The sequence below is a fragment of the Mesoplasma lactucae ATCC 49193 genome (assembly GCF_002441935.1).
Classification (GTDB): Bacteria; Bacillota_I; Bacilli_A; order Mycoplasmatales; family Mycoplasmataceae; genus Edwardiiplasma; species Edwardiiplasma lactucae.
Map to the genome: position 1 here is coordinate 153,305 of NZ_CP023668.1, position 19,465 is coordinate 172,769.

Here is a 19,465-nt window from a genome sequence, read left to right on the forward strand (position 1 = left end):
GACTATAGCATTTTTTATTTGCGTAGTTATAGAATGAAGGAGATATATAATGAAAAACTTAAATGTTAAAACAAGAAGATTTTTAGCTTCATTTATCAACTGAGTATGTATCGTTCCAATTTTTATTAACATCATTCTATGATGCTTTAACAAAGAACCTATTGGTCAACGCTTATTCAATACTGAAGGATTCCAAAAAGGATCACGTTTAGAAAGATTTGTCTTTGGTCTATTATCATTAATTGTATTTGCTACAATTATTGGATTTATCGTAAACATCTTTTTCTGAGCAAAAGATGAAGATTCAATCCCAGTTAGATGAACAAAAGCAATTTTTAAAAATTGAGTAAAATCATCTACTAAACCAACTGCTAAAGCTGATGCTAAAACCACTGAAGCACCTAAAGCTGATGCTAAAAAAGCCGATGCAAAACCAGCTTCAGCTAAAAAACCAGCTGCTAAAAAAGCTGATTCTAAAACATCAGCAAGCAAATAAGCAAGCTTAAAAATCTACTATATAAACACTCTACAAAAGAAACGATAGAATTCGTTTCTTTTTTTCTTTTTCTTTCTGGGTTTATAATTTGAATAAGATTTTTTATTAATATACAATTAATAGAAATAAATATTTAAAAAAGATAAATAAGTAATCAAAGCTTATCGAGAGAATAAGCTTTTTTTATTTAAATAAAAAAATTAAACAAGAGGGAGAAAAATGAAACAAACACAAATTATTATTCTAGACTATGGTAGTCAATATACTCAATTACTTGCTAGAAGAGTTCGTGATTTACATGTCTTAGCTGAAGTTGTTCCTCATAACTTATCAGCTGAAGAAATTAAAAAAGAATATCCGAACCTAAAAGGAATTATTTTAAGTGGAGGACCTGCGTCAGTTTATGATGATGACGCTTACACTGTTGATACTAAAATCTTTGATATGAACCTTCCAATTTTAGGAGTTTGTTATGGATTGCAATTAATTACTCACTTAAATGGTGGGAAAGTTGAAAAAGCTGACAAACAAGAATTTGGTAAAGCACATTTAATCATTGATGAACCAAGCGATTTATTCTTAGATGTTCCAAAAGATAGTTTAGTTTGAATGAGCCATGCAGATCACATTACTAAAATGCCTACAGACTATATTCAATTAGCACATTCAGATAATTCAATTTCTGCAATTAAACATCAAGATAAAGATATCTATGGAATTCAATTCCATGGAGAAGTTACTCACTCAGAATACGGAGTACAAATGATTAAAAACTTTGTCTTTAATATTTGTCAAGCCAAAGAAGATTGATTCATGGCTGAGTTTATTAAAGATTCAGTTAAATCAATCAAAGAAACAGTTGGTGATGATCAAGTTATTTTAGGATTAAGTGGTGGAGTTGATTCTTCAGTGACTGCTGCTTTAATCAACCAAGCAATTGGAAAACAATTAACTTGTATCTTTGTTGACACTGGATTGTTACGTTTAAATGAAGGTGATAAAGTTATGAAACTATATCACGATAACTTTGATATGAATGTTATTAGAGTTAATGCCGAAGATGAATTCTTAGATGCCTTAAAAGGTGTTGAAGAACCAGAAGCTAAAAGAAAAATTATTGGTAAATTATTTACAGATATCTTCGCAAGAGAAGCTAAGAAATTTAAAAATGCGAAGTTCTTAGCTCAAGGAACTATTTATCCTGATGTGATTGAATCATCACGTCAAGGTTCAACTTCTAAAGTAATTAAATCTCACCATAACGTTGGGGGATTACCAGAAGACTTAAACTTCACTTTATTAGAACCATTAAGAGAACTATTTAAAGATGAAGTTAGAAGAGTTGGATTAGAATTAGGAATTCCTAAGAATATGATTTATCGTCATCCATTCCCAGGACCTGGATTAGGAATTAGAGTAATTGGTGAAGTTACAAAAGAAAAATGTGATATCTTAAGACAAGCTGATGATATCTTTATTTCAATGCTAGAAGAAAGAGACCTATATGACAAAGTTTCTCAAGCTTTTGTAACTCTATTACCAGTGAAAACTGTTGGAGTTATGGGAGACAACCGTACTTATGAATATGTTTGTGCTTTAAGAAGTGTAAACACAATTGACTTTATGACTGCTACAATTTCTCACTTCGAATGAAGTTTCTTAGAAGAAGTTGTTAACAGAATTATTAATGAAGTTTCAGGAATTAATCGTGTGACATATGACATTACATCAAAACCACCTGGAACAATAGAATGGGAGTAAGAAAAAATGGATGCTTTTAAAAACAAAATTATCGCTGATGGAATTACCTTTGATGATGTCTTATTAATTCCTGCTAAAAGTGATGTCTTACCAAATCAAGTTGATTTAAAAACTAGATTAACAAAGAATATTAATTTAAATATTCCAATTTTATCTGCTGCTATGGATACTGTAACAGCTAGTGAAATGGCTACAGAAATGGCTATTTTAGGAGGAGCTGGAGTAATTCACAAAAACTTAACAATTGAACAACAAGCTGAAGAAGTTAAAAAAGTTAAAAAAATTAGAGTTCGTAAAGTTGATGGGCAAACAGCTTCAATGGATGAAAACAATACTTTAATTGTTGGAGCTGCTGTAAGTACTGGAGCTGATACTTTAGATAGAGTTCATGCTTTAGTTGCTGCTGGAGTTAACTTTATTGTTGTTGACTCAGCTCATGGTCACTCAAAAGGAATTATGGATACTGTAGCTATGATTAGAGAAGCATATCCAAAACTTGATATTATAGCTGGAAATATTGCTACAAAAGAAGCTGCAGAAGACCTAGTTAAAGCTGGAGCTAACTGTGTAAAGGTTGGAATCGGTCCTGGAAGTATTTGTACTACTAGAGTTGTAGCAGGAGTTGGAGTACCTCAAATTTCTGCAATTATGGATGTTTATGATTATTGTAATACCCATGATATTCCGTTTATTGCTGATGGAGGAATCAAATACTCTGGTGATGTTGTTAAAGCACTTGGTGCTGGAGCAAACGTTGTGATGCTTGGAAGTATGTTAGCCGGAACTGCTGAAGCTCCAGGTGAAGAAATTGAACTTGATGGCAAAATTTATAAAACTTATGTTGGAATGGGTTCTTTAGCTGCTATGAATCGTGGTTCAAGTGATCGTTACTTCCAAAAAGGAAATAAAAAATTAGTTCCAGAAGGAATTGAATCAATTGTTGAATTCAAAGGACCTGTTAGTGATGTTATCTTCCAAATCATGGGAGGATTACGTTCTGGAATGGGTTACACTGGTTCACATAATATTGATGAATTAAGAACTAATGCTAAATTTACAAGAATTTCTGGAGCAAGCTTAGTTGAATCACATCCACATGACGTGAGAATGTTTAAACAAGCACCAAACTACCGTCGATAATTTGAATAATAATGAAAATACCTGCAAAGGTATTTTTCTTTTGTCAAAATCCTTGCTTAATTATTTCATAATGATACTTTAAGGCTTTTCTTTGCGTTAAAATATTATAAATAGTGGCTATTCTACACTGATAAACTTATACTTAATCTATAGGGAGAAAAGCTAAATTAAAGGAGATTGTTTAAAAAAATGGAAAGATGATCAGAAATTAAAATATCAGACTTCGATGGGCCGTTTGATTTATTTTATGAAATGATTCGTGAAAAGAAAATCGATATCTTTGATGTCGATTTACTACAGGTGATTGATCAATATTTGGATTACATTCACCATCAACAATTATTAGATATCGAAGTTGCTGCTGAATACTTTTTGATGGCAGCAACTTTATTGGAAATGAAATCACGCTGATTACTTCCAAGACAAAAAGAAGTAGCTGAAGATGAGGAAGAATTAAGTTATGAACAATTCGTTCAACAACTTTCAGAAATGCAACAAATTAGAAGTGTTAGTGAATTTTTAAATAAGAAACAAGAAGAATATTTTGAAACACGTTCACCACAAAAATCAAAACGTAAGTTTGCATACGAACCAGTTGAATTAGAAGAACCTGAATTTTCCGATATGGGTCTTGATATGAACAAGTTTGCTGAAATCTACAAACGTGCTTTAAAGAAACACCAACAAGATTTAATTGATAGTGATGATTATGATGATTTTGTTTCAATGGATGATTTCAATACCATTGAAACAAACGTGTTATCACCAAATGAAGTTGCTGGAATTGTGTTAGATAAAATGAGAACTGATAGATTAAATGAATTTTCAATTTTTGATATCTTACCAGCTGAAATGTTTAACTTAACAAACTTAATTTCTGTTTTCTTAGCAGCTTTAGATTTAGTGAAGTATCAAATCATCACTGTTCGTCAAGATGAAGAACGAGATGATTTATTATTCCGATTTACAAAATATGCTTTAGAAAATCCTGAAGCTGTAAACGGTTTGGAGGTAGAGAGTTATGAATAAAAAAGAATTAGAAGCAATCATTGAGGGAATGCTATTTGTTAATGGAGATGATGGGATCAGTTTAGCAACTTTATTAGAAGTTTTAAATGAAGAAAAACCATCTGATATTAAAAAAGCAATTGATGCTTTAGAAGAAAAATATGAAAAAGATGAAGCATCAGCTTTATCAATCCAAAGATTTGATAAAAATAAATATCGTTTACAAACAAAAACAAGATATAATGAATATCTAGCAAAACTTAGTTATGTTGATCAACCAAGAAAACTTTCACCAAGTATGGTTGAAGTTTTAAGCATCATTGCTTATCAACAACCAATTACCAAATCAAAAGTCGATAAATTACGTAATGCTGATTCAGCTTACCAAATTCAAAGATTAAAAGAAAAAAAATTAATTAAATCAATTGGTAAAAGCGAAAATAATAATGCTAATCTATATGTGGTTACTGAAAGTTTCTATAAAGTTTTCAATTTAGAAAACGGACAAGATGACTTACCAGCTATAGATCTTAGTGATTTAGATTTATCATCAAATCAAAATCAACTAAAAGATAAAAATATATTTAATGAGGAAAGAGTAAATGAAGAATAATATTGAACGTGTTCAAAAAATCATTGCTAACCGTGGAGCTGTTTCTCGTCGTAGAGCAGAAAAACTTATCGAAGAGGGAAGAGTTAAAGTCAACGGAGAAACAGTTAAAGATTTAGGAACAAAAGCATCTACTGATGCATTGATTACAATTGATAATCAACCAATCATCTCTGATGATAAAAAATACTACTTCTTGTTTTATAAACCAAGAAATGTAGTTTCAACTATGTATGATCCAAAGCACAGAAAAACAATTGCTGACTATTTTAAAAACGTACCAGCCAGAGTTTATCCTGTTGGGAGATTGGATTATGACGTATCTGGTTTAATTCTTGTCACAAATGACGGAGAATTAGCCAATTTCGTAATGCACCCAAGATACGAATTTATTAAAACTTACCAAGCTTTAGCAAATGGGAGAGTTTCAAAAGGACAAGTTAAACAGTTAACTCAAGGAGTAACTATTGATGAAGATAATTACTTTACTAAAGCAATCACTGCTAACTTAGCTAACTATAATCAAGAAAAAGACGAATCTATTGTTGAAATGTCGATTGCTGAAGGTCGTAAACACCACGTTAAAAAAATGTTAGAAGCTGTTGGAATTGATTTGAAAAAATTAATGAGAACAAAAATTGAAGACATTGAAATTGGTGATTTACGTCCCGGAGAATACCGTAGTTTAACACCCCATGAAATTAAAACTTTCTATGGAACTTACAACTCTGTAAAACGTAAGGAAGACGAAAACAAATAGAACATTAAGTCGTGTATAATAAAAATTGAATGTTATAAAAGGGGTTGAAATATAAGATGCGTATCGCAATCTTTGGAACAGTTGGGGCTGGAAAATCTACAGTTTCAACTGAAATTAGTAAACGATTAGGTTATGAGATTTTCCCAGAACCAATCGATGACAATCCGTATTTTGATGATTATTACAAGGACTTAAAAGGGACTGTATTCAAAATGCAGATTTATATGCTTGCTGCAAGAAGCAAACAATTAAGACAAGCTGTTAGCTTAAAAAACATTATCTTTGATAGAACAATTTTAGAAGATCCAATTTTCATGCAAGTTAATCATGATTTAGGAAACGTTAATGATGTTGATTATCAAACATATAATGATTTCTATGAAAATGTTATTATGGAAAACTTAAAACTTCCTGATGAAAGAGTTAAGTTTGACGTTGTTATTTATTTAAAGTTGCCAACTAAAAAGGCAGAAGAAAGAATTGCAAAAAGAGGTCGTCCTTCAGAACAAATTGTGGACTCAGAATACTGAGAAATCCTAAATAAACGTTATGAAGACTTCTACAAAAAACACCAAAACGACTTTAACTTTGCAGTAATTGATGCTGAAACTGATGACTTTGATAAAGAAATGGATCAAGTTATGGAAGCTATCTATAAAACAGATCCAAGCTTAAGAAAAGCTTAAGATATCAAAAACACAAATTAAGTTTTGTGTTTTTTTATTGTTTTGTTTAGAATATTAATGTTATACAAACTTTAAAAAATTGAATTTTAAAACAAGGAGGAATAAAAATGGGAAGAGCACACGAAGTCCGCGCTGCTTCAATGGCAAAAACTGCTGCTAAAAAATCAGCAGCAAACGGTAGAGCTGCTAAAGAAATTTATATGGTAGCTAAAAACGGGGGAACTGATCCAAATGCTAACTTAGCTTTAAGAGCTGCAATGGACAGAGCTAAATCTAACCAAGTACCAGTTGATGTTATCAACCGTGCGATTAAAAGAGCAGAAGGTGGAGATGCTGAAAACTTTGTTCAAAACCGTTATGAAGGGTATGGACCTGGAAGTGTTGCAATCATTGTTGATTCATTAACAAGTAACGTTAACCGTGCGATTGCAGAAATCCGTGATACTTTTAATAAAAACCATGGAAAATTAGGATCAGCTGGTTCAGTTGCCTTCTTATTCCAAAACTTATCATTATTTGAATTTGAAGGATTTGATGCTGATGAAGTATTAATGTACTTAATGGAACATGAAGTCGATGTTAATGATGTTGAACAAGATGATGATGTCGTGATTGTTAAAGCACCATTTACTTCATTTGCCTCAGCTAAAGCTGCTTTAGATGAAATGGGAGTTAAAGATTATTTAACTGCTGATATTAAAATGGTTCCAGATGATAATGTAGAAATTTCTGATGCTGAAGCAAAAGAACAATTAACTAAATTATTAGATAAACTTGATGAACTTGAAGACGTTCAAGCAATTTATCACAACGCAAACTTATAATAATTACTTAACCCATCATTAATCTGATGGGTTTTTAATTTAAAATTAATTTAAATACAAAAGAAAGGAATAAAAGCATTATGAATTTACAAACAACTTTAAACTTAGTGCTTTTATTAATTCTTTTTTTAGCAATGGTTGTTTTTCTAATTATTAAAATGGTTTATACCAAGAACTTTCAACAACTAGTAACCCCAAGAATCAATTCTAGAAACATTGTTGTTTCAAACCATGATTTAGATATGATGATTGAATATTATAAAAATCGTTTTGAATTAGATGATTATGAAATAACAAGACCAGATAAGTTTTTAAACTTTGGAAGAAACTTAAATAAGCATAAAAAACAAATTGCTATTTCAAAAAGATACTTTGATTCTGTTGGCTATGAAATAGATTACTTTATTTCGAGATTATGATTTTCTTCAAGACAATTAAAAAAAGATAATCAAGTTAAAGTTTATAGTTTGGTTGCTAACTTCTTAATTGGTTTTACAATTTGATGTTATGTAGCAATCATTGTTCTTCAAATTATTCTTTTTATTATCATTGTTGCTAAAGGTGGTAGTGATATTCAAAACCCATTTTTAAAATTTATTTGAAAAGTTCCTGTTTTTGATATCATAGCCTTTTGTTTAATTGCTTTACTGTTAGCCTTTTTTCTTTTCTTAAATGAAATGAAAATTGTGATTCAAGATAAATATACAAAAGATGTTTTAATGGATTTTAAAGAAAACTTTTTAAACTATTATGATGATTTAAAAGCTGCTATGACTTATGATAGTGAAATTCATTTAAGTTATAACTTTGCTTTTAAAAATAGAAATGATATTGAAGGAATTAAATGATTAGGTCCTTTTGTTAAATATTAATCATTAAAACTTAATAAGACTAGATACTTTCAAATGAAAATGTTATACTTTCATTTGAAAGGTTTTTTATATGGAAAAGAAAATTACAAAAAACGATGTTATTTTAACAGTCATTCAATCAAGAGCAGTTCTAACTAACCTTAGAGATTATCTTGTCGAACATGCTAAAACAATCAATGTAAATATTAAACCAGAGCAAATCTTTTTATTACTTGCTTTAGGTTATTTTGATGACTTAACACAAGAAAAAATTGCTTCTTATTATGGTTATGATAGAGCAACTACTTCAAGAGTTTTAACAAGATTAAGTGATGTTGGTGCGATTGAAATTACAATCGATCAACATGACAAAAGAAAAAAGCATCTTGACTTAACAAAAAAAGGAAAAGCCGCTTATGAAGAATTAAAAAACTTACTTTACAAATGATATGAAGGTTTTGATACTAATAATGAATTAGATGAATCTTTAAAAGAAGGAGTTAAAAATCTTCACGATAAATTAAATATAGAAGGGAAGTAGATATTCAGTGAAAAAAGAAGATAAAAATAAGAAATCAAAATCATTCTTTAAAAAGCAAAAAGAATGATGAACTAATCTTTTTAAAGGTTATGTAATTGGGATTGAAGATTTATTCTTAGCAAGTTGAAAGAAAATTGTTGCTTTGGCTTTACTAATTATTCTTCCAGTAGTTTATGCTTGTGTGATGTCTGTAGCTTTTTGAAATCCTTCTGATAATTTAGGAAGAGTTCCAAGTGCAATCTTTAATGCTGATTATAGTTTCGTTGAAGTTATACAAGCAGAAAAAACAACTGATAATAAATACACCTATAGAATTGGTGCTTTGATGAGTGAAAATAAAGATCATGTTCTTGGCGAAAAAGAAGATGATGATCTTGATAAAGTGATTGATGGAATTAAAAATAATGACCGATTATTTTTAAACACAAAAACAAAAGATGGAAATATGCAAGTTACATATAATCCAGAAAATACTTTTATGTTTAAAACAAATTCTTGAGATTTATTTAAGAACTCATTAATTAAAACTTCTTCTCAACCAGAAAATAATGGTGCAAAATTCAAAATGAGATTTTCTCCAAACAAACAATTAACCTTTAAAGATATTACTTACTTTAATAATCAAAGTGATATTCAAAAACATTGAGAAACTGGTAAATACAGTGCTCAAATGAAAATTGATAGGGGTTATGGAGCTAGTCAAGCTGCAAAAATTGGTCAATTATTAAATGATAATGGTGCAAAAATTGATAATAGAAACCAACCAATCATTAATGGTTTTACAACTTTTGAAAATAATTTTCTAGCTGGATATTTCTTACATACAATTACAGAATTTAGTTCAACAATTTTTGAACAACTAACACCAATTGTAAGAGGATTTAATTCAAATGAAATCGCTATGAAATTATTTGGTACAAAAGGTTCAGTTTTAAATAATCCAGAAAATATGTCACCAAATGATACAAAAGATAAATTTGATAATAATAAATATTATTTAGTGAATGATAGCAATGCTTTAGATACAACTGGTAAGCTAAAACTTAATAATGAAGATACTTTATTTGGTGATGGTACTGGTCAAAATGGAAAGATACATAATTGATTAAATGCTTTATTAAATTTAGATAAAGACAATATGAGTCGTTTGCAAGAAGCAATGGCAACATCATTTAACTTCACAAACTTTATGCAAGTAGTATTTACAACTGGAGCTAAAAATAAAGGCGAACAAGATGTTGCAATGTTTGGAACAAAGGCTTTAGAAGAAATGATGAATAAAGGTAAAAAAGATAATTCAGATGCGTTAATTAAGGCGTATCAAGAAGTTATGCATAACGAATTTAAAATTAAAATTAATCCCTTCTTTAAAAATAATAATATTATTGAACAAACTTCAACGATTAACTTAAATAGTTGGTTTACTAATCAAATGGTAAATAACCCAGAAGCATTCTTTAATCTGAAAATGCCTTATGTTTTAGGTTCTGCTTTTGAAAATGTTCAACGCACAATTAACTTAAAAGGATGGGATCCTTCAAAAGACTTAAATATTAATAATAACGACACTAAAAAAGATGGAACCTATGCGACAGTGTATGGAATTGGTTTAGGTGGAATGTTCTTAATGATTGGTTTATTTGTTGGAACCACAATGTTAAGAGGGGTTATTAAAAGAAATAAACAATATTCAAAATTAAACTTTGCTAATTGATATATTTCTAAAGCAATGATCTTTTCAACTATTGGTTTCTTCCAAGTAACCTTTGCTGTTTGAATTGCTTATGGAACAGTTTGACATAACGTTATGTCACCATCAACTGCTGGATATGTTTATCTTTGAACCTTAGCATGCGATTTAGCAATCATTGCAATTTTACAAGGAATGCAATATATCTTTAGTTCTCCTTTATTAGGAGGAATTATTGGTGTTCTTTATCTAATGTTTAACATTGCTTGTGGAGGTGGAAGTTATCCTGCAGTCATGGAATATGGATTCTTTAGAGTAATTCAATATGTAATGATCTTTAAATATGTTTTCCAAGGCTTAGACCAGCTTAACTTTGGGTTCAACATTGTTGGTCCAACAAGTTATGGTTCTAATTACATGTTACAAATGTGAGGAATAATCATAATATTCTTCTTCTTATTCCATGCTTTAGGAGTTTTAGCTTCTAAATGAAGAATTAATCAAGCAACTTATGGTTCATATCTTGGACAATATGTTTATCTTGCTTTAATGCAAATGAAACAAACAAAGCAAGCAAACAACTTTAGAATAACTAAAGGTGTTAAGAAAGATGGTCAAGAAAAATACAAATATGATTGAAATGCTTTAGATGGTAAATTTGATTTACAACGTTATCTATTAACTCAAGAAATCGTTCGCCAAGATAAAGGCTTTAAATGATATCTTGATAAGCGTAAAAAACTTCATCTTGAGGAACAATCAGAAGTTAACAACGATGATTAAATATTAAAAAAGATTCAGAAAATTAATTCTGAATCTTTTTTCATTTTTATTTTATGGTGTAAGGATTATTTTCCTAAACCTAATCCTTGTTTATGTCATTCTTCAACGATTTGGTCTTTTTCACCAGCTTCAATACGGTCTTTGTATTCTTCAAAGCGATCGTAGCATTCTTGTAATTCTTTCATAGCTTGATCTTCATCACTTCAGCTATCAATTTTTACAGTTTTACCTTGTAATTGTTTGTATTGTAAGAAGAAGTTTTCAATTTCGTCTTTTCAGTGTTGAGGAACTTCATCTAATTTAGTAAAAGTACTGAAACGAGGATCGTCTGCAAATACTCCAAATAATTTAGTATCAATTTCTCCATCATCAATCATGTCAATTGTTCCTAAAATACGAACATTAACTTGAACTCCTGGCATTGTTGGGTAAGTTGCTAAAGCAATTACATCTAATGGGTCTCCATCTCAATCAAGAGTGTTTTCAACCATTCCATATTCTCCTGGATAGAAGTTAGCACCATATAAAACACGGTCTAAAACGATTCTTCCAGTTGTTGCATCAACTTCGTATTTGTTTGAACTTCCCATTGGAATTTCAACGATCATTGGTATTACGTTTGTTTGTTTCATTAATATCTCATTCCTTTCTTATTAATCTTATAACAGTGAAAAACAAAAATATACACAAATTGTTATAATATAAGTCATAAAAAGAGGGCTAGTATGAATTCAACAAACCAAGAGAACATAAAACCAAAATACAAAGTTTGAACTAATCATTATGATCTTTCAGAAATTAATCATTCGAACTGAAAAGACTTAATTAAACAAGAATTTAAGATTAATACAAAAACAATTACCTTTTTAGCAATGATGTTAACTTTGAACATAATTTTTGAAGTAATTTCTCGTTTTGTTTTAGGCTTATTTCCAGTTGGAGGCTTCTTAACTTTTAACATCAACTTTTGAATTTATATTATAACTTTTATGGGAGCTGGAGTTTTTTATACCATTCTAATGATAGAAGTCGGAAGTTGATTTAGAATGGCTTTAGGAAATGATGCTGTTTCTTGTTTAGCAATTAATTTAAGCGACTTGACAATGTTTTTATTTTTCTTTGTAATCATTTTCTTGATTAACTTTACAAGAGTTAAATTAATGAAAATCGAAACCAATAAGCAAAAACAAGTTGGTTATTTAATTTCGTTAATTATTGCTTATGTTTTAGCAACTTTAATAACCTCTGGAATGGATGTTGTTTATAATAAATATTTCTTAATTGATTTATATTATTCATCTGGTGGAAAGCCAACTGATCTTAAGCCAATTTTAATTACTGTTTTATGGTTCAACATCGTTCAATATTTAATTTCTTTAGTTATCTTTATACCAACCTATAAAGTTGATTATCTTCTGGTTAATAAATACTTTGGACAATCTAAATTATAATTTTTATAAATAACCTTGTATTAACGCAAGACTTAATTTATAATTTTTATAAATAAACAAGGAGATAAAAAATGAAAGAAAAAGACTCGTTAAAAGAGGCCAAAACACAACTAAATGATTTGTTAAATGAAGACCTTGAGTGTGAAGAGTTAGACACAGTTAATCATGAGCATGATAAAGAAGAAAAAATTCTAGATTCTGAACACCATGCTGATAAAGACCACTATCATGGTGTTCACCACTTTGACCGCTATGGGAACCATGATGATGTTAAAAAACAAGATTTCTCTTTAAAAAATCAATTTAAAACAAGTAAAAGAAGTGAAATCTTTAGAATCTGTGTTGCTGCTGTAATCTTAGCTTTATCAGTTGGATTAAGTGCAATTGATGGATTATTAGAAAAACTAACAATTAATATTGGTGGGGTAACCATTGATATGCGTATTTTAGATATCCTTGTAATTATCTTAGGAATTCCATTAGCTGGATTATGATACTCATTAGGAATTGCTATTATTGAACCATGATTCCACTTCTTAATTGATGGAGACCATTCTCCAATCCAAATTGCTTTTGATTCAGTTGGATATGCAATTGCTGTATTAGCATTCTTCTTTATCTTTTATGGACTATTTAGAAATTCACCAGTCCATGAAGATCCAAATAAAAAGAAAAGAATTTTTAAAGAATGAACACCAGGAGCTATTATCGTTCCCTTACTTGCTGTTATCTTTACTACTATTTTTATCCTTTCTCTATACTTAACTTTTAAATCTGGAGAATCACATGAACATCATCACGCTGAAACTGCTCATGCAGATCATGACCATGGTGAAGCCGTAACCCAATGAGATGACTTTACTAATGATAAAGCAGCCGTTATTTTTGGAACTTTTGGATTACAATTAGCAAGATTCTTAGTGTTCTATATCTTGTTTGTAGTTGTACAAAAGAAAATGAAACCAATTAACCATAGATATCAATAAAATTGATATCTTTTTTATTGTCTAAGTTTAATTAAACCTAATTGGTTAATAAGTCTTACTTATTACTTTATAATATATAGTGTAAAAGAATAGAATGATTTTAATTTAGATTGGAGATATTTCTAAAAGATGAGCGATAAACAATCAAGAACATCTAGAAACGCTGTTTTATATAAACAGTTAGATGATCACCAATCAAAAATGTCTAATGAATGAACTGATGCTGCTAATAACTTACAACAAAAGTTATTGAGCTTAAGTAATTCTTTTTTTAATATCGTTTATCAAAATATTGATGTTGATATGCATCAAGATGATTTATATAATATTCAATCAACTTCTTATGACGAGAAGTTAACTTCAATTAGAAATGATTTACAAAACATAATGATGGAATTAAATGACATCACTGATAATCAAATCAGTGGTGATCTTTTAAAAGAAAATAGTTATGCTTTAAAACCTAATGAATATTCAATTGCGATTGAAACTAGACTAAATGAAATCGAAAGAGATTTAGAAAGTATAACTTCATTAAGACAAGCTAAAAAAGAATTTGTAAATGCATTTGAACAAACTTCTGGTGAGATTAAAAATAAAGTTATTTTAAATGACAAAATTCTTAAAAATAATGAACTTAGTTTTCGTGTTAAAGTTGAAGAGCAAAAGAAAGAAAACAAAAACAACATTACTAGGATTAAAAAGAATTTAAATTCTTATAAAACAAAATGGATTTGATATGTAGTGGTTGTCGGTCTTTGTGTGATTGGAGCAATTCTTGCTATCGTTATTCCATCTGTAATTTAAAAAGGAAGGGAATTTGAGAGATATGAGAAAAATTTGTGTAGCAGTTGATGGAACTGCTGGAAGCGGAAAAACTTTTATTTTTAAACAAGTAGCTGAAAAGGTTAACTATGAACTATTTGATACTGGTTTGCTTTACCGTGCTTTTACTTATTATTGTTATTTAAATAAAATTGATTTTAATAACAAACAAGCTGTGATTGATTCAATTAAAAATTTTAAATTTGATATTAAAGATAAAAAAGTTTTAATTGGGGATAATTTAGATATCACTGATAAACTTTCAACTGATGCAGTCACTGATAACATTAATAAGATAACAATCATTCCTCAAGTTAGAGATCACATGAATGTGATTGAGAGAGAAATCGGATATCATCCAGGAATGATTGAACTTGGAAGAGACATTACAACTGTTGTTTTACCTGATGCTGATTTAAAGATTTATTTAGATGCGCCTTTAGAAGTGAGAGCTAAACGCCGTTATGAACAAAACTTATCAGAAGGTATTAATGAAAGTTATGAAGAAGTTGAAAGAAAAATAGAACAACGAGATCATACTGATAAAACTAGAGAATTTGGGCCTTTAAAAGTAGCAAGCGATGCTTGATACTTGGATAGTGCTGATTATGATTCTCCAGAAATATTAGTCGATAAGATTGTTGAAAGAATTAAGAAAATAGAAAAAGAGGTGTAGACAATGGCAAAAAGAAAGGGAATTGTTGCGATTGTTGGACGTCCTAATACTGGTAAATCATCATTGTTTAACCGTATTATTAGAGAGAAAAAATCAATTGTAGAAGATAAAAACGGAGTTACAAGAGACAGAATTTATGGAAATGCTGAATGATTAACTCGTCAATTTATCGTTATTGATACTGGAGGGATTACTTTACAAGATGAACCCTTCGCAAAAGAAATTAAAGCGCAAGCTGAAATTGCGATGCAAGAAGCTGATGAAATCATCTTCTTATTAGATTACAAACAAGGAATCACACCAGATGATGAAGCGGTTGCAAGATTACTTTATAAATCTGATAAACCTGTTGTTTTAGCGGTTAATAAATATGACCGTCAAGATCCAAATGCATCTCCTTACGAATACATGAGTTTAGGTTTTGGCGAACCTGTGATGATTTCATCAACTCATGGGATTGGTGTTGGAGATTTATTAGATAAAGTTATTCATGAAATGCCTCCAATTGAAGAAGATGCTGATGAAAATAACACTAGAGTTGCTATTATTGGGAAACCAAATGTTGGTAAATCTTCATTAGTAAACTCAATTTTAGGTGAGGACAGAATGATTGTTTCTGATATTGCTGGAACAACTCGTGATTCAGTTGATACAAAAATTAAACGTGACGGTAAAGACTACACTTTAATTGATACTGCTGGGTTAAGAAAAAAAGGAAAAATCTACGAAAACGTTGAAAAATATAGTTACCTTAGAACTGTTAGTGCTGTTAACAGTGCTGATGTAGTTGTTTTAGTTTTAGATATGACTAAAAAAATTACAGATCAAGATACTAATATTGGTGGAATTGCTTTTGAAGAAAGAAAACCAATTATCATTGTTGGAAATAAATGAGATTTAGTTCCTGATAAAGAAAAAGCAATCGGAGAAAAAACAGAAGAAATTAGAGCCTATTTCAAATACTTACAATATGCACAAATCTTATTTACTTCAGCTCACGATAAAACTCGTGTTTACAAGTTATTTGATGATATTGATAACATTAAAGCTGCTTTAAACAGAAAAATTAAAACAAGTGTTCTAAATGAAGTTTTAAACCGTGCACAATTATTAAATCCTGCTCCAAAACACAACGGAGGAAGATTAAAAATTTATTATGCTTCACAAGTTCAAGCTTACTTACCAACTTTTGTTTTCTTCGTAAATAATCCTGACTATGTACACTTCTCATACAAACGTTATTTAGAAAACCAAATTCGTCAACAATTTGGTTTTGAAGGTGTACCAATGAATCTGATTTTCAGAGAAAGGAAATAATTAAATTGAATAATATGCAAAAAAACATCACTATTATTGGAACTGGAGCTTACGGAACAGCTTTGGCGAATGTCTTAGCTGATAAAGGAAATAATGTTGTAATGTATGGTGTTGTTGAACAACAAGTTGATGACATTAGCATCAATCATATGAATCAATCATTTTTTAGAGATTTAAAATTAAATGAAAATATTCAGGCAACAATGGATTTTGTTGCAAGCTTAGAAAAAGCTGAATATATCGTTTTAGGAGTGCCAACAAAGGCATTACCTTCAGTTTTAAAAGACTTATCTAAATATCTAAAAAAAGAAGTTGTGATTATCAATACTGCTAAAGGGATTGATGAACAAGACGTTGATTTATTATCAAAATACATTATTAATACTCTACAACCAACCAGATATCTAAAAGGATATTGCGGATTATATGGTCCAAGTATTGCTTCAGAAGTTGCAAGTCGTGAACCAACATATGTTAATATCGCATCTAATGACATTGAATTAGCAAAAGAGGTTTGTGATGTTTTCACAAACGAATACTTCTTTGCTAAACCTTCAAACGATCTTCCTGCTTGTGAAATTTCAGCTGCGTTAAAAAACGTCATTGCAATTGCGGCTGGAATGATTGATGAATCAGGATTAGGTGATAATGCACATGCTTCATTATTAACTTATGGATTAAACGAAATCTATAAAATTGCTAAAGTATTTGGCGCTAAACACGATTCATTTACTAACTATGCAACAATGGGGGATTTGGTTTTAACAGCCTCATCTAAGAAATCAAGAAATTATACTTTTGGTCGTATGATTGTCCAAGAAAACTCAGCTAAAAAAGCTAGAGAAGACTGTGATTTCACAGTTGAAGGAGTTGGAACTTGTGAAGTTGCGAACAAAATTTTAGACAAATATCACGTAGAATCTAAGCTTTTTAAAGTAATGTACGAGATAATTTATCAAAATAAAGCACCAAAAGCCCTATTACAAGCCCTTTTTACACTATAAGCCACACATTCACTAAATGATAATGTTATAATTTGAAAGAATCAAATACATAGAAAGTGGTATATATTATGACAAAAAAAGAATTAGCAGTTAAAGTTGCTGAAGCAAACGACTTAAGTCAAGCAGCTGCAGACAAAATTATTACATCTGTATTCGCAACTATCTCTACATCTTTAGTTAAAGGGGACGAAATTATGATCCCTGGATTTGGAAAATTCAGCATCTCACACAGAGCTGCTCGTACTGGACTAAACCCAAGAACTAAAGAAAAATTAACTATCCCTGCTTCTAAATCAGTTAAATTTAAAGCCGGAAAACAATTAAAAGAATCAGTAAACAAATAGTTTATCGATAAGTTTATTAGTTAATCATATTTTTATTAAGGAAGCTATAAAAAGCTTCTTTTTTTGTGTGATAATTTTTATATTAGGGAAAACGGGGTTATATTTAACGTGCTTATTGAATTATTACACAATGGTGTCATAAATAAAGAAACTTTTTTATTACAAAACTATAAGAAAATTGGTTTGAATGAAAACCAAGTAATTATTATTCTCTCAGTTTTAAAAAGATGTGAAAATAACGATAAAACCTATATTACTCCAGAACTTTTTGCTCCATACATGACTATTCCTTTAGATGCTATCAGTGATGAAATTGATGATTTAGTTGAAAAAGGATTAGTTAAAGTAACTTCAAAAAACTTAATCTTTGATGGTGTTTATGAAGCTATTGCCATTAAGTTAGAAATTGAAAGAGAACAACAAGAAGGCGAAGAATTTATCGCGAAATTAAATGCTAATCTTCAAGAAAATATCTCTTATGAAGATTTAGCTTATCTAAAGACTCTTTTAGCAACTGGTTATTCTCGTGAAAAGATTTTAAAAACTTCAAAAGAAGGCCAAGTTAAAACTTTTAAAGATTTAAAAAACAAAATTCTTAACAAGAATGCAAAAAAGCCATCAATCATTATGTATGATTGGTTAAACGATTAAACTCTTTTAAATAATCTAATTCTAGATGACTATTTATAAACAGTTCCGCCGTATTTTCAATGAACCATTCTAAAGGAATGGTTTTTTTAAACTTTATAAAGTAGTTTTTCATTAGTAATCAGTCGCAGATAAAGAATCTCTCTTCACTTGAAAAATAAACAATGATAAAAGCAATTCCATGATTATCAACAATCCGATTAAGTTCAGTGATCTGATTCTTTCTTAGGTTTTGATATGAGAAACTATCTTTAATGGTTTCTTTGGCTTCAAATTCAAAATAACAACCTTTGTAACAACCAACATAATCGCAGTTGCTTCCTTCTTTAAAAATAGCTTTATTGATTAAATTATCGTTTGCTTTAATTAATTTAATGTTAGTTGGTATTTTATTCACGATTGCTTTATTACTATCAATATATTTTTGGTTAGTTATGTTTAAGACTTCTTCTAAGAAAAGTCCTTTGTTTTTAATTGGGTTCATAAATTTCTCCTTTCTCTCTATATAGGTATAAGAGAAAAATTTAAAAGTGTATCATTAAAATAACAAAAAAATAAAAAAGGAATGAAAAATTTAGTTATGGTAAAAATTTTAAACTTTGATGAAGATGCAATTCGTACAAAGGACTTTCAAATCGTTGATCGTGGGTATAACCCAAAAGAAGTCGATGCTTTCTTAGATCAAGTTAGTGAAGATTATGAATGATATGATAATGAAGTTTCACTTTTAAAAACTTCATTAGAAGAACAATATAAAGAAAATCAATCTTTAAGAGACCAACTAGTTGAACTTAAAAAACAATTAACAGATAAAGTTCAAACAGAAGGTAAGCAAACCAAAGAAACCTTTTCTAATCCAGATATGGTGAAAAGAATGGCAAACATGGAAAAAGATATCTATGATTTAAAACAAGATATTGGTTTAATTGCTTCTTCTTTAAGTACTTTGGTTAATAACAACAAACAAAATTAAAAACTCTATCAAACCCTTTGTAATATTGAAAACAAAGGGTTTTTATTTTTATTCTAAATTAGTTAAAAAAACTTGTATGTTTTATTTTGTG

General features: G+C 29.5%; 22 protein-coding genes. 20 read left to right on the forward strand and 2 right to left on the reverse strand.

The features are described from left to right. Window positions 1-49: 49 nt before the first annotated feature. The 11 genes from CP520_RS00675 to CP520_RS00725 all read left to right on the forward strand — a co-directional run bounded on the left by CP520_RS00675 (window position 50) and on the right by CP520_RS00725 (window position 11,150). On the forward strand, window positions 50-496 hold the full coding sequence (locus CP520_RS00675; protein ID WP_096862561.1) for a hypothetical protein: 447 nt from the start codon (window positions 50-52) through the stop codon (window positions 494-496). 219 nt (window positions 497-715) lie between these two features. After that, window positions 716-2,257, forward strand: a complete 1,542-nt coding sequence (gene guaA / locus CP520_RS00680) for a glutamine-hydrolyzing GMP synthase (protein WP_096862562.1) — start codon at window positions 716-718, stop codon at window positions 2,255-2,257. A gap of 6 nt (window positions 2,258-2,263) precedes the next feature. Further along, window positions 2,264-3,397: an IMP dehydrogenase gene (gene guaB, locus CP520_RS00685; RefSeq protein WP_096862563.1), complete on the forward strand. Its 1,134-nt coding sequence runs from the start codon at window positions 2,264-2,266 to the stop codon at window positions 3,395-3,397. 189 nt (window positions 3,398-3,586) lie between these two features. Beyond that, entirely contained in the window at window positions 3,587-4,426 is an 840-nt protein-coding gene (locus CP520_RS00690; protein WP_096862564.1) for a segregation and condensation protein A, read from the forward strand. Then, window positions 4,419-5,018, forward strand: a complete 600-nt coding sequence (gene scpB, locus CP520_RS00695; protein WP_096862565.1) for an SMC-Scp complex subunit ScpB — start codon at window positions 4,419-4,421, stop codon at window positions 5,016-5,018. Before CP520_RS00690 ends, scpB begins: the two co-directional genes overlap by 8 nt. Then, a complete protein-coding gene (locus CP520_RS00700; RefSeq protein WP_096862566.1) occupies window positions 5,008-5,775 on the forward strand; it encodes a pseudouridine synthase in 768 nt (255 codons plus the stop codon). Before scpB ends, CP520_RS00700 begins: the two co-directional genes overlap by 11 nt. 56 nt (window positions 5,776-5,831) lie before the next feature. Next, window positions 5,832-6,461, forward strand: a complete 630-nt coding sequence (locus CP520_RS00705) for a deoxynucleoside kinase (protein ID WP_096862567.1) — start codon at window positions 5,832-5,834, stop codon at window positions 6,459-6,461. Window positions 6,462-6,568: 107 nt separating this feature from the next. Beyond that, window positions 6,569-7,285 carry a YebC/PmpR family DNA-binding transcriptional regulator gene (locus tag CP520_RS00710; protein ID WP_096862568.1) on the forward strand — a complete coding sequence of 239 codons (717 nt, stop codon included), beginning with the start codon at window positions 6,569-6,571 and terminating at the stop codon, window positions 7,283-7,285. 80 nt (window positions 7,286-7,365) lie between these two features. Further along, a complete protein-coding gene (locus tag CP520_RS00715) occupies window positions 7,366-8,157 on the forward strand; it encodes a hypothetical protein (protein ID WP_096862569.1) in 792 nt (263 codons plus the stop codon). 70 nt (window positions 8,158-8,227) lie between these two features. Beyond that, the gene (locus CP520_RS00720; RefSeq protein ID WP_096862570.1) at window positions 8,228-8,677 is read left to right on the forward strand and encodes a MarR family winged helix-turn-helix transcriptional regulator; all 450 of its coding nucleotides are present in this window, start codon (window positions 8,228-8,230) and stop codon (window positions 8,675-8,677) included. Window positions 8,678-8,684: 7 nt separating this feature from the next. Continuing rightward, the gene (locus CP520_RS00725) at window positions 8,685-11,150 is read left to right on the forward strand and encodes an ABC transporter permease (protein WP_096862571.1); all 2,466 of its coding nucleotides are present in this window, start codon (window positions 8,685-8,687) and stop codon (window positions 11,148-11,150) included. A 65-nt stretch (window positions 11,151-11,215) separates the two neighbouring features. Here the strand turns inward: CP520_RS00725 and CP520_RS00730 are convergent, their stop codons facing one another. Continuing rightward, a complete protein-coding gene (locus tag CP520_RS00730; protein ID WP_096862572.1) occupies window positions 11,216-11,782 on the reverse strand; it encodes an inorganic diphosphatase in 567 nt (188 codons plus the stop codon). 93 nt (window positions 11,783-11,875) lie between these two features. On the opposite strand from CP520_RS00730, the gene CP520_RS00735 reads away from it, so the two are divergent. The 8 genes from CP520_RS00735 (at window position 11,876) to CP520_RS00770 (ending at window position 18,404) form a co-directional block, all read left to right on the forward strand. Next, window positions 11,876-12,601, forward strand: coding sequence for a hypothetical protein (locus tag CP520_RS00735; protein WP_096862573.1), 726 nt, complete (start codon window positions 11,876-11,878; stop codon window positions 12,599-12,601). A 71-nt stretch (window positions 12,602-12,672) separates the two neighbouring features. Then, window positions 12,673-13,587 carry an ECF transporter S component gene (locus tag CP520_RS00740; RefSeq protein ID WP_096862574.1) on the forward strand — a complete coding sequence of 305 codons (915 nt, stop codon included), beginning with the start codon at window positions 12,673-12,675 and terminating at the stop codon, window positions 13,585-13,587. 129 nt (window positions 13,588-13,716) lie between these two features. Beyond that, on the forward strand, window positions 13,717-14,394 hold the full coding sequence (locus CP520_RS00745) for a hypothetical protein (RefSeq protein WP_096862575.1): 678 nt from the start codon (window positions 13,717-13,719) through the stop codon (window positions 14,392-14,394). A gap of 22 nt (window positions 14,395-14,416) precedes the next feature. After that, window positions 14,417-15,088, forward strand: coding sequence for a (d)CMP kinase (gene cmk, locus CP520_RS00750; RefSeq protein WP_096862576.1), 672 nt, complete (start codon window positions 14,417-14,419; stop codon window positions 15,086-15,088). Window positions 15,089-15,091: 3 nt separating this feature from the next. Next, on the forward strand, window positions 15,092-16,405 hold the full coding sequence (der, locus tag CP520_RS00755) for a ribosome biogenesis GTPase Der (RefSeq protein WP_096862577.1): 1,314 nt from the start codon (window positions 15,092-15,094) through the stop codon (window positions 16,403-16,405). 14 nt (window positions 16,406-16,419) lie between these two features. Next, on the forward strand, window positions 16,420-17,409 hold the full coding sequence (locus CP520_RS00760) for an NAD(P)H-dependent glycerol-3-phosphate dehydrogenase (protein ID WP_096862578.1): 990 nt from the start codon (window positions 16,420-16,422) through the stop codon (window positions 17,407-17,409). 68 nt (window positions 17,410-17,477) lie between these two features. Continuing rightward, a complete protein-coding gene (locus CP520_RS00765; protein WP_096862579.1) occupies window positions 17,478-17,753 on the forward strand; it encodes an HU family DNA-binding protein in 276 nt (91 codons plus the stop codon). Between the two features lie 108 nt (window positions 17,754-17,861). Beyond that, window positions 17,862-18,404, forward strand: a complete 543-nt coding sequence (locus CP520_RS00770) for a DnaD family protein (RefSeq protein ID WP_157755763.1) — start codon at window positions 17,862-17,864, stop codon at window positions 18,402-18,404. On the opposite strand, the gene CP520_RS00775 is transcribed toward CP520_RS00770, so the two are convergent. Next, entirely contained in the window at window positions 18,379-18,885 is a 507-nt protein-coding gene (locus tag CP520_RS00775; protein ID WP_096862581.1) for a Holliday junction resolvase RecU, read from the reverse strand. The genes CP520_RS00770 and CP520_RS00775 overlap by 26 nt on opposite strands. A 96-nt stretch (window positions 18,886-18,981) precedes the next feature. Here CP520_RS00775 and CP520_RS00780 point away from each other — a divergent pair, with 96 nt between their 5' ends. Then, window positions 18,982-19,374 (forward strand): DivIVA domain-containing protein, encoded by a 393-nt coding sequence (locus tag CP520_RS00780; protein WP_157755764.1) that lies wholly within the window; start codon window positions 18,982-18,984, stop codon window positions 19,372-19,374. Window positions 19,375-19,465 lie beyond the last annotated feature (91 nt).